General features: G+C 47.1%; 13 protein-coding genes and 1 pseudogene. 2 read left to right on the top strand and 12 right to left on the bottom strand.

The window, feature by feature from the left end; all coding sequences use genetic code 11:
* Nucleotides 1-16: 16 nt before the first annotated feature.
* The 3 genes from pstA to pstS form a co-directional block, all read right to left on the bottom strand.
* Complete coding sequence (gene pstA / locus JQN73_RS18975) at nt 17-916, bottom strand: phosphate ABC transporter permease PstA (protein WP_205320507.1); 900 nt, start codon at nt 914-916, stop codon at nt 17-19.
* The gene (gene pstC / locus JQN73_RS18970; protein WP_240162328.1) at nt 913-1,920 is read right to left on the bottom strand and encodes a phosphate ABC transporter permease subunit PstC; all 1,008 of its coding nucleotides are present in this window, start codon (nt 1,918-1,920) and stop codon (nt 913-915) included. The genes pstA and pstC overlap by 4 nt, the downstream gene beginning before the upstream one ends.
* 293 nt (nt 1,921-2,213) lie before the next feature.
* Nucleotides 2,214-3,257, bottom strand: a complete 1,044-nt coding sequence (pstS, locus tag JQN73_RS18965) for a phosphate ABC transporter substrate-binding protein PstS (RefSeq protein ID WP_205320505.1) — start codon at nt 3,255-3,257, stop codon at nt 2,214-2,216.
* Between the two features lie 327 nt (nt 3,258-3,584).
* On the opposite strand from pstS, the gene ppk1 reads away from it, so the two are divergent.
* The gene (gene ppk1, locus JQN73_RS18960) at nt 3,585-5,729 is read left to right on the top strand and encodes a polyphosphate kinase 1 (RefSeq protein ID WP_205320504.1); all 2,145 of its coding nucleotides are present in this window, start codon (nt 3,585-3,587) and stop codon (nt 5,727-5,729) included.
* A 22-nt stretch (nt 5,730-5,751) separates the two neighbouring features.
* Nucleotides 5,752-6,210: a histidine phosphatase family protein gene (locus JQN73_RS18955; RefSeq protein WP_205320503.1), complete on the top strand. Its 459-nt coding sequence runs from the start codon at nt 5,752-5,754 to the stop codon at nt 6,208-6,210.
* Nucleotides 6,211-6,376: 166 nt separating this feature from the next.
* On the opposite strand, the gene JQN73_RS18950 is transcribed toward JQN73_RS18955, so the two are convergent.
* The 9 genes and pseudogenes from JQN73_RS18950 to JQN73_RS18910 form a co-directional block, all read right to left on the bottom strand.
* The gene (locus JQN73_RS18950; RefSeq protein WP_205320502.1) at nt 6,377-7,072 is read right to left on the bottom strand and encodes a LuxR C-terminal-related transcriptional regulator; all 696 of its coding nucleotides are present in this window, start codon (nt 7,070-7,072) and stop codon (nt 6,377-6,379) included.
* Nucleotides 7,073-8,309: 1,237 nt separating this feature from the next.
* Entirely contained in the window at nt 8,310-8,744 is a 435-nt protein-coding gene (locus JQN73_RS18945; protein WP_205320501.1) for a hypothetical protein, read from the bottom strand.
* The gene (locus JQN73_RS18940; protein WP_205320500.1) at nt 8,731-9,438 is read right to left on the bottom strand and encodes a hypothetical protein; all 708 of its coding nucleotides are present in this window, start codon (nt 9,436-9,438) and stop codon (nt 8,731-8,733) included. The genes JQN73_RS18945 and JQN73_RS18940 overlap by 14 nt, the downstream gene beginning before the upstream one ends.
* On the bottom strand, nt 9,410-10,033 hold the full coding sequence (locus JQN73_RS18935; RefSeq protein ID WP_205320499.1) for a hypothetical protein: 624 nt from the start codon (nt 10,031-10,033) through the stop codon (nt 9,410-9,412). The genes JQN73_RS18940 and JQN73_RS18935 overlap by 29 nt, the downstream gene beginning before the upstream one ends.
* Before the next feature lie 6 nt (nt 10,034-10,039).
* A complete protein-coding gene (locus tag JQN73_RS18930; protein WP_205320498.1) occupies nt 10,040-10,882 on the bottom strand; it encodes an EscJ/YscJ/HrcJ family type III secretion inner membrane ring protein in 843 nt (280 codons plus the stop codon).
* Entirely contained in the window at nt 10,879-11,190 is a 312-nt protein-coding gene (gene sctI, locus JQN73_RS18925; protein WP_205320497.1) for a type III secretion system inner rod subunit SctI, read from the bottom strand. Before sctI ends, JQN73_RS18930 begins: the two co-directional genes overlap by 4 nt.
* 99 nt (nt 11,191-11,289) lie before the next feature.
* Nucleotides 11,290-11,538: an EscF/YscF/HrpA family type III secretion system needle major subunit gene (locus tag JQN73_RS22710; RefSeq protein ID WP_304607792.1), complete on the bottom strand. Its 249-nt coding sequence runs from the start codon at nt 11,536-11,538 to the stop codon at nt 11,290-11,292.
* Between the two features lie 174 nt (nt 11,539-11,712).
* Nucleotides 11,713-12,894, bottom strand: a complete 1,182-nt coding sequence (locus JQN73_RS18915) for a PrgH/EprH family type III secretion apparatus protein (protein WP_205320496.1) — start codon at nt 12,892-12,894, stop codon at nt 11,713-11,715.
* 376 nt (nt 12,895-13,270) lie between these two features.
* Nucleotides 13,271-13,462 (bottom strand): annotated as a pseudogene (locus JQN73_RS18910) (IS256 family transposase); the annotation flags it as partial.
* Nucleotides 13,463-13,572 lie beyond the last annotated feature (110 nt).

The following is a 13,572-nucleotide window of genomic DNA, read 5'->3' as shown; positions in this document are numbered from 1 at the left end:
TCCTTAATTCCTTAATTCAGCTTGGTATTTTTTGGCTGAATAGCGTGCGGGCTACAATATTCAGAAGCAACACGCCCAAGGTAATCAGCAGCGCGCCGGCCCAAGCCAACGACACCCAATTGTCGTAAGGGCTATTGGCAAATTGATTGATCACGCCAGGCAAATTGGCAATCGGTTTATTCATGTTCGTGCTGAAAAATTGATTGTTCAATGCTGTGAAAAGTAAAGGCGCAGTTTCGCCAGCGATGCGCGCTACCGCCAGCAAAACCCCGGTTACTACGCCCGCTTTGACCGCGCGCAGTCGCACCGTAAGTGCCACTTTCCACCGCGGGGCACCAAGCGCAAATGCGGCTTCGCGCAGATTACCTGGGACCAGTTTTAGCATATTGTCCGTCGTTCGTACCACCACCGGAACGGCAATCAACGAGAGCGCGAACGTACCGGCCCAACCAGAAAAATGGCCTATTTTTGCAACATATATTGCGTACACAAATAGTCCAATGACAATCGATGGCGCTGACAACATAATGTCGGTTACGAAGCGCGTAACCTGGGCTAACTTACTTTCTTCGCCATATTCAGCTAAATAAATACCGGCCAATATACCGATTGGTGTACTGATCAAGGTAGCCAAACCAACTAACATCAAGCTACCTACAATAGGATTGAGTAATCCACCGCCCTCACCTCCTGGTGATGGCGTATTCTGGGTGAGCAATCCAAGATTCATCGCCCCTACTCCTTTTACCACCAGAGTAGCCAAAATCCACATCAAAACAACTAGCCCAAACGCCATTGCTAAAAATGACAAGACCATGCCAATTTTGTGGATCAATATTCGCTTGCGATAGACCTTGTTAGCGGCAGGATTGATCGGGAAGCCTGTCGTAGATGGACCTGAGTTGTTCTCGCTCATTTTGCACCCTCTTTGCGGGACATCCCCATCAACATCAGCTTGGCAGCGGATAGCACCAGAAATGTAATCACGAATAAAATGAGGCCAAGGGCAAACAGGGCCGATACGTGCAAGGTTGAAGAGGCTTCAGCGATTTCATTGGCGAGCGTCGATGCGATACTATTGCCAGCACCAAATAGCGACCACGAAAGACGGTGCGAATTGCCGATCACAAAAGTCACCGCCATGGTCTCACCCAAGGCCCGACCAAGACCCAGCATGACCCCGCCCACGACTCCAGTTTTTGCATATGGCAGCACCACTTTGCGAACGACTTCCCAACGCGTACATCCGAGGCCATATGCTGATTCTTTTAATACCGCCGGCACTACTTCGAAGACATCGCGCATGACGGAGGCGATAAATGGAATGATCATCACCGCCAAAATCAAGCCCGCTGTCAAAATGCCGATACCCATTTGAGGACCGGAAAACAAAATGCCAATGCCAGGGATACGACCCAGGGTGTCACCCAATATCGGTTGCACGTACTCGGCAAATAGCGGCGCAAACACAAACAATCCCCAGATGCCGTAGATAATACTGGGCACGCCGGCAAGGAGCTCGACTGCGGTGCCTAATGGCTGACGTAATTTTGAAGGGCAAATTTCAGTCAAAAATAAAGCGATTCCAAAGCTGATGGGAAACGCAATCGCCAATGCGATAAATGACGTCACCAGCGTACCGCCAATCGCAGTCAATGCGCCATATTGGTCATTGACCGGATCCCACTCAATGCTGGTTAAAAAAGAAGGGCCGAATGCGTGGAACACCGGCCACGCACCAATGGCAAGCGAGACAATAATTCCCAACAAAACAAACAACACGATCAACGAAAACACCATCGTGATCTTGTGAAAAAAGAAATCCTGAATCCTTTGCCGGCGCATCGTAGCCAGCAACGCTTGTTGCGACAAAATAGCCTGATCAAGGCTCTTGGATTGCAGTGAAATTGATTGTGTCATAACAGGAATATTTGCACTCATGAGTAGCGATATCCGATGAAGTGGGTGCCGTGTCCGACTAAACTCTCGAAACTTATTTCAACCCTATAGCCCACGCTTTACCCCGATTATTTACCTGCATCAAGGCGTAAAGCGACGTGACCTCAAGCTCATAATTTTATTTTTCAGATATGACCGTCCCCACAGACAGACGATCTGACATGACCGCCTAGCTGCAGGTTTTTCGATTACCGTGTGTCAAAAATGCGCGTTTTAGCCTCAAAATATGGGGCTAGCGCCACGAACATCGGCAGTTACCAGATCGCCTTACCAGCGGCATCTTTAACGTCCGTTTTCCAAGCCTCGGTCACTAGCTTAACCACTGAAGAAGGTATCGCGACGTAATCAAGTTCAGTTGCCGCTGCGCCGCCGTTCTTATAAGCCCAGTCGAAGAACTTTAAAACTTCTTTACCCTTTACGCCGTCAGCTTGTGACTTGTGTAACAAGATAAAAGAAGCGCTGGTAATAGGCCAGCTGTCTTTGCCGGCAGCATCAGTAAAATCTACTGCAAAGCCAGGCGTCTTGGCCCAGTCCGCGCCAGCCGCAGCAGCTTTAAAGGTTTCGTCATCCGGCTGTACAAATCCACCATCCCGGTTCTTCAACTGTGTGTGTTGTAGCTTATTCTTTTTAGCATAAGCATATTCAACATAACCAATCGAACCTTTGATTTTTTGCACGTTTGCAGCCACGCCTTCGTTACCTTTACCACCAACACCAACTGGCCATTTAACTGAGGTACCAGCACCGACGCCAGCTTTGAAGCTTGGACTGGCTTTTGACAAGTAGCTGGTAAATACGAAGGAAGTGCCTGAACCATCGGCGCGGTAGACAACGGTGATGTCGCTGGAAGGCAATTTGACGCCAGGATTCAATGCAGCAATTTCCGGTGCATTCCATTTAGTCACTTTACCTAAATAGATATCTCCCAGTACTGCGCCAGTTAGTTTTAGCTGACCTGGGGCCACACCTTCCAGATTGACTACCGGGACAACGCCCCCCATGATTGCAGGGAATTGCATAAGGCTGTCAGCTGCCAATTCCTCGGCCTTCAGCGGCATGTCCGACGCGCCGAAATCGACGGTCTTGGCCTTAATTTGCTTGATACCGCCGCCCGATCCGATTGATTGGTAATTCAGGCTATTCCCGGTCGCCGCTTTATAAGACTCGGCCCACTTTGCGTAAATTGGATAAGGAAATGAAGCGCCCGCGCCAGTAATTTCCACTGCCATAACCGATGAAACTGCGAAAGTTGCACCCAACGCCAAAACGACGGATGTAAAGACTTTATTGAGTCGCATTCGTTACTCCCTTATTCACTAGAATTAATAACAAAACTTATATAGTTTTAAAAGCCTACCAAGGCTTCCCGATCTCACGCTGTGAAAGTTGATTATGGGGTGCAAGCAAGGTGCCTGATAACGTCCAAAATTCACAATGTCCATTGGACAGGCGAACTTTAACCAACATTTATGACATGTTTGTGACACACATTAAGTCAAGTCATGACGCGTCATTTTTTGTTCGTGGAGTATAAAAAAGACTGAAATGGCTTCCGTATTCGTCATCAAGATGTCATATTGTCTCCATACACTCCGCCCAAATTCTCCCGACTAGTCCTCAACTTTATGAAAAAAAATACTAGCTCAGACGAAAATGCAGAATCAATCAAATTAAATATTGATAACAATCCAGCCTATTTGAATCGCGAATTGTCCCTTCTCGCTTTTAATCGGCGCGTGTTGGCGCAAGCCGAACAAAGCCACGTGCCTCTGCTTGAACGGTTGCGCTATCTATGTATAGTCAGTAATAATCTTGACGAGTTTTTTGAGGTACGTATCGCGAGTCTGTTGGCGAATAGTCATACAGAAGAAGGTAGCGATGTCATCGATCCACCGCTGCTATCCGAGGCATTTAAGCTCACGAGTACCGAATGCCACGACATCGTGGCGCGCCAATACGCGATTTTAAACAAGGAAGTCCTGCCGCAGTTGTCTGCAAATGGCGTTCATCTGTTGCGTCACAAAGACCGGAACGAAGCCCAGCGCGCTTGGGTAAAGTCCTATTTTGAGCACGAAATCCGGCCTCTGCTCACCCCCATCGGGCTTGACCCGGCGCATCCTTTCCCGCAAGTTCTCAACAAAAGCTTAAATTTTATCGTCGAAATGGCCGGAAAAGATGCGTTTGGACGAGACGCGACAATTGCTATAATTAAAGCACCGCGGGTCTTGCCACGGGTCATTAAATTACCGGACGCATTGTCGCCGAACGGCATTTCGTTCTGTTTGCTGTCTTCTATCATTCACGCGCATATTAATGATTTGTTCAGTGGACGCCACGTTCTCTCCTATTATCAATTCCGGGTAACGCGTAACAGCGATCTTTGGGTCGATGAAGAGGAAGTAAAAAATCTGCGCCAGGCGCTGCAAAGTGAACTCCAGAGCCGCCAGTTTGGCGTAGCAGTTCGGCTAGAGATTGCACAGAATTGTCCATCGCATTTATCGACATTTTTACTGAACCAGTTTTCCATCGCACCAAATCGCATGTATGCCGTCGACGGCCCCGTCAATCTGGTGCGGCTGTCAGAAATCATTGATCAGTCCACGCAGCCAGGTCTGCGATTTCCTCCTTTTACGCCAGGCTTGCCTGCGCACTTGTCGTCTGAGGATATTTTTACGTTATTAAAGAAAAAAGACGTCCTCCTTCATCACCCCTTTCAATCATTTCAGCCCGTAATCGACTTTATCCGCAGCGCAGCATATGATCCGCTTGTGGTCGCCATCAGGCAGACAATTTACCGCGCAGGTATGAATTCGGATTTGATTGAATCGTTGATTATGGCGGCGCAACTCGGTAAGGAGGTGACTGTCGTCGTCGAGCTTATGGCACGCTTCGACGAGGAGGCTAATATCAACTGGGCTGATAGACTGGAGCGTGCGGGGGCCCACGTTGTGTACGGCGTAGTCGGCCTTAAAACGCACGCCAAATTGGCACTCGTCATCCGCCGCGAATCGTCAGTAATCCAGAAAGGCGGCGTGACCGGTTTGTGCTTTTATGCCCATCTTGGAACCGGCAATTATCATCCGAACACCACCAAGTTATACACCGACTTCGGGTTATTAACCGCGAATCAAAAGTTGGCAATGGAAGTCAACGAAGTGTTCATTCACCTGACCAGTCTGACTAAACCGAAAAAAATGGACTATCTTTGGTTAGCGCCATTTGCGCTACAAAAAGAATTAATTCGCGCGATACGTAATGAGGCTGATATTGCGCGCCAAGGTCGCCCGGCCCGCATCGTGGCCAAAATGAACGCATTACTAGATGAATCAGTGATCAAAGCGCTATATGCTGCCTCAGCAGACGGCGTAAAAATCGAGCTCATTATTCGGGGCGCATGCGCATTGCGCCCTGGGGTGAAGGGCCTTTCTGAAAATATCACAGTGCGCTCAATCATCGGTCGCTTTCTAGAGCATACCCGAATTTATTACTTCCGAAATAATCTGCAGCACGACGTTTATCTCGCCAGCGCCGACTGGATGAACCGTAATCTGTTCAGGCGGGTCGAGGTTGCTTTTCCGATTATAGACAAAATGTTAAAAAAGCGTGTCATCAGCGAAGGCTTAACCCCCTATTTAAAAGACAACGTTAATGCGTGGGAATTGTCATCCGATGGAAATTGGAACAAACGCAAAAAAGGACCACGTCATGCTGCGTTTAGCGCGCAGCAGCACTTAATGTCTCTTTTAGGCGCTTCCTCAGAAATCGGCTAACAACATCTTTAAGGAAATTATCATGGAATTGATACTCTGGCGCCACGCAGAGGCCGAGGTTGGCGAACCAGACGAAGGCCGTGCGCTAACCGGCAAAGGTCACAAACAGGCATGGAAAATGGCAGACTGGCTAGACAGCAATTTGCCTAACTCCTGCAAAATACTCTGCAGCCCCGCCACCCGGACCATTCAGACCGCAGAAGCATTAGGGCGAAAGTTCAAGATTCATCCCGACCTCTCACCCAACTGCACAGCCGAACAACTTCTGGCCGCAGCCAACTGGCCAAACTCTCGTGAACCGGTACTCCTCATTGGGCATCAACCTATTTTGGGTCAAGTCGCCGCGATGCTTGTCACCGGAGAGAAGAAGGAGTGGTCAATCCGCAAAGGTAGCGCGTGGTGGATTGCGCAACGGGAGCGCGGTGACATCACCACCACTTTTCTTAAGGCAATCATGTCGGCCGATTTGATTTCCAAGTAAATAAAGTTAAGGTCCTCCATTCAACGGGCTTCACCAAGTATGGACTGCCCTGCTTTAAATTTGAGCCACGAAGAGTGGACACCAATCTGATCTTAACGCCACGTTAGACTCACCTCGATACCCGTGAATACAGCGCAAGCGTGTGGTCTGCGCACCAATTCCGTAGCTAAGGAGCGGATGCGTGCTGTGATCGTGAGTTTAGACTTCCAACGCTAAACGATGGAACCAACCCTACTTCGATTGCATATTTAAATAAATCCATATCACGTTCAACACCAATCTTTCGCATAGCGCTGTTTTTTTGCGAACTGACCGTTTGTTTACTACGATGTAGCTGACCCGCTATTTCGTTAATCGCCATACCAGAGACATACAGCCGCAAAACCTCGGTCTCCCGCTGAGATAAGGCTAGGCGTCCAGTCACGTTGCCGTACTCCTTCATAATGGATTTAATCGTCGGAGAAAAAAATTCTCCTGTATCACTGGCATAGGCTATGTGAATCGCCGAAATTAAATAATTAACATCATCCATTTTGCTCAAAATACAGCGGACTCCGATGGATCGCAATTGTCCTAAAATTGCCGGGTTATCCAACATCGTAAACGCCACTGTGCGCACTCGTGGAAATCGACGAAGGACGAACTCGAACAAAGGAATACCATCACCGTAGTCACCACCGGGCATCGCATAGTCGGAAACTAATACATCGCATAATCCCTGGCTTAACAAATCAATGATTTCTGTAGAGTTGCGTGCTGATCCCACGATTTTAAAGCTACTTCCTGCAACGACAGATCGTATTCCAGCCAGCACTATAGGGTGATCGTCAGCAATAATTACTTTAATTGTTTGTAAGTCCACTGTAAGTCCACTAATACCTTAAAGAGATTTCTAAATTCGGTATTCAAGGCGCCGATAAAAAAAGTAACGCATGGTCGCAAGATTTATTGTTTATTAAATAAACCACTTCCTATCCTTGCTATGAATAAACAATATTGAACATAGTACACATTGAAATGCGCAAACTGCCTTAAGAAAGTTCTAGTTCTGAAATGTAAAAACAAAATTCATCGCCCGAATTTCTCGTCTGACCGAGTAACGAATAGCCAATTGTCGCAATGAAATTCATTTCTTTTGGCTGGTATTTAAAGTCGTATTCTTTCACATTTAGAGATAACTCAGGAGCAACAAAAAAAGACATTACAAGAAAGTTCTTACGCCAAATCGTAACAATCTCGCCGTGTTTACCCCATGAATTTTATGGTCGTCCAAATCGTTTAATACTTCCGACAGCTTTCCGCTCAAAAAAACCGAAGGAGCGCTTGATTCGAAATCCCAAAATTGACTGAAATACGGAAACCACTTACTCGATCGCGTTGTATAAAATCCCGTCAAAGGGCAGTGATGGGGCCCGATGCCGTATAGACGAAGCGCTAGTCTAGCGTAATGAGGTATCTGAAATAGGGCCGAAATATCGTGACAATAACTCGCCGCCTATGTCCTTATTGGATTAACAATGTCGCCTTTGCGTGGCACTGTCTCTTTGTTTCTGATGTGCCCAACCTTTTTTCGGGTTCGTTACTTCTAAACCTCATTGAGGATTTTCTGGGTAACGCACTTACCATTGTGGTAGAGGGAATTGGTCACGCGATCATACAGACCACAATACACAATGTATGAGTAAGCGATAAAAACGAAGAGATCCTTGGTCTCGCAACCCACTCGTATTTAAGTTGCGGTGCTGAGCCATACAAAAAAAAACCGCCCGGAACGACCACGTGCTAACGAACACCGTCCAGGGTTGCGAGATAAACGCATCCCAGAGCTTTAGGGCGAGAGCATGCGCTATCGCAGTTGCCAAAGCGCTAGCGTAGCTTGACAGCCGAATTGAAAGAATTCAATAGCCAATTGGAACGAATTTCCAATCAATCCATCTGCAGCTTCAGCGGTAATACGGAGTAGGACCTAAAGTCGGTGCCACGTCACCTGCAGTTGACAGCGACAGGCGAGAGCTACCAGCGCTGCGCGTGTCGCTTATCTGGTGTCTATTACCGAACCAAAGTACATTAAACTTTACCTCTTGGCAAAGTCGAAAACATCACCATGGCTCGGGATCTTTTGGAATTTCTCGCATTTTCGCCATAAAACTATTTAGCATGCCGTTTGAAACTACAGCAAAACAAAGACTTTCGTTTAGTGCTGCATAAAGTGGCGGTTCGGCGCCGATCTCTGTCTTGGCTCTTTCCAAAACTCGTGCAATGACGGACGTTTGTGTCGAAATGGCCTTATACGGTTGCTCACCATTTTTATTAATAAACTTACGAAGTTGCTCGATAATATTCATACTGGTCAAGTTTGGATTGGATTCCCAACTTTTTTTCAGACCCGCGTACAGTTGATCGAAATCTTGATCGTCCTGCAAGCCAATATCGAAGCCTGCGTCTGCCGGAATAAAACTTTTTACTTTTTCCGCAACTCCAACTCCAAACAAGGGATTTGACATCGCACCATTTAACTGATTAATCATAATCATCCTCGTGCTCGTGAAATGAAGTCGGTGGAGAAGCGGTGCCTTCAAAAATTGCCGCAAGGCGTTCTTGGCACAGCTCCTTAATCGCGTGGCTTTGACCAAGTAAAGCAGGTAATTCGTTCAGTACGCGCTGGCTCGCCATGTTCACAAATTCATCTGGCGCAAACTCCGCGACTTGATCATTTACCTGCAACACAAACCGCGTCTCTAAGTGATATTCAACGTTGATAATTCCCTTATAATTTTGATTCAAACGGGTAATCAACGTGCGATGGTTCGACCGAAAGGCTTCCGGCACCACCAAATTAATGCTCTGGCTTTCTTTTAGTTCGGCGCGGCTCAGATACTCTTCGAAAATTGCGATCACCACGTCTGGATTACTTACGCAGCTACTCAAAATGGCTCGCGTGCTTTCATGTAAGCGACTTTGCATATGTACGGCCAAGTTCTCTTGAAGCGACATGTACGCTACTAACTCGCCAGCAGACTGCAAGATGCCTTGTGCGTAACCATCGCATTTCGCTTGCCGAAAGGTGTAGTCTGCCTCAGCTTCTGCGTGCGCCATCAAAGACTTGGCGCGGCGACGCGCTTCCCTCAGTAGCGCTGATGCTTTAATGTTATTTCGCAAATAAATACTACGTATCAAAACTCCCTCTTCGGGTATCGCCTCACACATCGTCTGGATTATTTTTGGCATACTGTATCGCCTGTAATATTAAAGAAAGGTCGGGCCGCCTGACTCCTGAGGAATGTTCTGATGGATTAAACATGTGGGCATTCGTAGACGTGGCAGTTGCTGCATATCGTTCCAAAAAAAACTTATCGACCGCTGCAGGAAAAAGTAACGCCATACGTTTTGTTAGCGATTTCGACGCATGACGCTGCCACAACAGCAGGTGTTGTAATCCGACTATCTGAACGTCTTCGGGAGTCATTTTGCACCCTTTTACGCTTGATGCAGTCTGGCATATCTGACGGGTCAGAAAAAAGCGCACAGAATTGGAAAGACGTAGGGTATTTCCCTGCCAGCCAAGCTCGGACTTAAGCAATTGCGCTCCAATGAGCGTACTGATGTAGGGAAGCAGCCACCAGTTCAACACCAACTGGCGCTCAGGAATCGACGCCGAAAACCCTACTTCGTCCGGCAATCCAAGTTGACGAATCAATATATCATTGACAATGCCACGCTGGCGCGGAGAGGCGAATAACTCGGCCAGACACAACCTCTCCGGATGGATATAGCTAAGCGGATCGTACAGAATCAATCCCAAGCGTGCGTTAAGGTTATTCAAGTCCACTTATCTTTTTTCCGGCGTTCCGGGCCCTGGATAAGCAGGATCTTCAAGAGAATCTGCCCCGTTCAACACGTTATCTGCCGGTCGAAAATCCTTCTTGGTCGAAAGTTCCAAGGGCGCTATGACAGCAGCAAGAAGCCGACGGATGCGGTGGCGGAAATACCAAACCAATGCGGCTATTGTAGTGACCAGAAGCACCGCAATGATCCCGATCCACGTACCCGATTGACGCTGAGGTTGCCTGCTCGATATCGTGGGAGTCTCGCTTTGCAATATTCGACGTTTTGATACAACGACAGAAATATTATCGTACTCGACCTGATCAAAACTATTTTTGAGGAAACGCTTAGCATTATTAATCATCGCTTGCGGATCAGTTTCCTCTTCGTAAACTATTAACGTTGACAAATGTATTGGGCGACTTTTTTGTCCACGGTCCGCGCCGTCCAGATCATAACTGACATGAACGCGAGCTGAAACCACTTCAGAAATAGTTCTTAGTGATTGCTCAAGTCGCTGCTCAATCGCTGAGTAAAGTCGTGCCTTTTCTGCACGCGGAGAAGCCACCAGTGAATCAACCGGAAACATGTCGGCGATCTCGACTAACTTGGGCGAAGGAAGATCATAGACTTTTAAAATATCCACCGCGGCAGCAAAGTCAATTTGCTCGACATCCACGCTAAAGCCACTTTTCCCATTATTTCTTTTGAATGCCTTGATATTATTTTGTTGCAAGACTGCGACGACCTCGTTAGCTTGTCGTTGTTCCAGACTCTGCAACAGATTTTCTTGCTTACAACCAGCCAGCAAAATGCAAAACATCAATAAATACAGCTTAGTTATCACGTTTTTAAAAGGGACTCTATAGTGGCCACGCCTTTGCGGGTTAATGCGCTGATGATTTCAACACCTTGCTTATACTCACCCAAACGCACCTGTAGTTCCAAAAGAGCTTTTGGCGACACATCAAAATTTTGATCATTAACTTTGTTCATAATGAAGTTGTACTCATTCTGGGTTGATACCGAATTCGTAGAAAACGCGTCGCGTAATCTATCATCAAGTGACATCACCCCCATCTCATGTGGAGAAATATCCGAAAACTTAGCGCTGACACCTGCAGTGCTACCAATCGCCGAAATAGTCAAAGCCATCTACTCCCTTTAAAATCTGAAAATCTACAAAAGCGAACGACGCAGTAATTACGCGCGCGGCTGAATAGCCGTTTACCGGGGGCTTAAAATTTCACAAGGTTAGCGGAAATTGGCAATAATCGTCGCATCCGTATCCTTAAATGCCTTCACCGTAGAGGACTGCGCATTCCGCAGAATGCTGATCTCAGAAATGATCGCCTGATATTCAGCAAGGGTCGTCGGGTTGGAACTACCGCCCTCGGCGAGTAACTTACGTACTTCGATTTCTCGCTCAAACAAGGTTTCGCCTCCCGCTTCGAAAGCCTTTGCGGTGGTGACCATGAGTCCAGTACCCGGATAAGCTGCCATGTTTTTTCCTTTTCTATTAAATTTTTTTGTGAACGATAAATTATCCCGGCAGACGTATCGACGAAAATCTACGAGGAGGTGGTCAGCTAAATAGCGACCAGACATCAAGCTAAACGGATGCCCAGGCCTGGTTTCGTTGACGAGAACGTTATGGAAAGTTAACAGCTATTGGCTCTATCCATTAGGAAAGAACCAGTGTTTGGGTGTCACTTTTACATATCCATTACGGCCATACTTAAATGACTTGTTCTTTAGCAATTCGTCCTTTAGTTCGACGGTAAAGTGCACATACTCCGAACCAAAGTCTCGATAAAAGGCTTTTGTGTATTTTTGCAAATTTAGCAGATCGACATCAGTTAATTCACCTTGAGCTACAAACGTGATGCGACTGTTGTCGCGCGCACGCGAATAAGAAATTCCAAGTCGATCCAGTCCCGATCCTGCCTGTTGCTCTAGCGTTGTGTCATCCCAGTTATCCAGAACGACTGTTTCGGCATAAGGCATCCAACGCTTGATTTGTTCAATAAGCACACCACGTGCTTCGTTAGTCAATATGGTCCGATTCTGACTTAGCATTAATATAGGCTGCGTTAATTCTTCCATTCTCAATCGATGAAAAGCAAGTGTAGGATACGTGACTCGCAAAAGATCGACGATCCGAGATTCCTCACGGCGCAAAGTTGAAACCGTAACCCTGCTATACAAATCTGCACGAATTAATGCCTGCCTTCCCCACGCCATATCTCTTTCGCTACCGGCGAAAACATACTCGACATCATCGTGCCCTCTTAGAATTTGATACTTACCAATTGATCCAGCAATTGCGGCGCTCACTCGCGTGCTTAGTACGTCGCCTTTAGAAGATTTCCATATGGCGGTACTAGCGAACACCAATGAAAATAATGCGGCTAGCCCTGACAACCAATAGATAAATGCCAGAGATGACACCTTTTTATCAACTTTGATAGCAAGAGGTGCTTGAGATTCAATAAGGGAAACACGCCAATCGTCATCTCGGCGCCGCACCAAAAATCGCGTATCACCAGCGGTACAGCTATCCTGAAAAAGGTGGCACCGATCTTCCGGTGCATCGGTAAGCACTCGCAATAAAAAGCCGTCTGCGGCGCCACTATCGATGATGACTTCGAAATTTATGCCGCCCTGGGGCATAGGCACTACCACGGTATTCTCTGGAAACTCCGGGATTACCTCACCGACGATTAAATCCCCTACCGAACCGACCACAAATAAGGTTTTCCCGGGCTCAAGGCCATACTCACATCCTAGCAGTGGACCGTTCATAAAACGCAGAACAGCAAACACAGGTGTTTCTTCCCTACTTACCTTCGATGGCATATCGACTTCTCTTCATTTTTCTCAGGTGCCCGATAATTACCTCGGCCGCAAGAATGCGAACCGACCAATCTGAATTCTTCCCCGCACTTCCACGCACATAAACTTGCCGTACAGCCCTCTTACGAAGGGCTCATTATTTACAATGAATTCCATCGCGCAGTGAGTGAACGTCCGCTGATTTCAACTTACAACAGTCTATGCAATAGATGCATGTCTCGATATCAGACCGGAACGAAATATACCTCTCATTGATGGGACTGGTAAGAATCAGTAACCATTGAAGACGCCTTCTTTTTTGAATTATGCAACTGCTGGGTTAGTGTGCCGAGTCAATCGAAAAAATCACCAGCCTATCGATTGGTTACGGTCAACAGATCTTGTCGTGGCCCAGATGGTCGGTCATTTCGACTTCCAGGGCACGCTCCACCAGCATCTTGGGAAGATGCTGGAGCAAACCGTTTTCGCCAATCAGGTCTTCCGGTTTCTTGTAATTGGCAAGCAGGCTGTCAGCCAGCTTGACCAGTTCAGGGTGGGGCTTCACCCGGTCACCGCGTTTTATGTAGGCCATTTTTTTCTTTATAGTGGCAGTGTCATGCCAAATGACCGTTTACACAAAACTAAATACACCCTCCAAAACCGGCCAGCAATAACAGCGTCAATAAGAGTATTCCAAAAACC

The organism is Glaciimonas sp. PAMC28666, from assembly GCF_016917355.1.
In the GTDB taxonomy this organism is placed as follows: Bacteria; Pseudomonadota; Gammaproteobacteria; order Burkholderiales; family Burkholderiaceae_D; genus Glaciimonas.
This window is presented reverse-complemented; position numbering and strand designations above follow the sequence as displayed.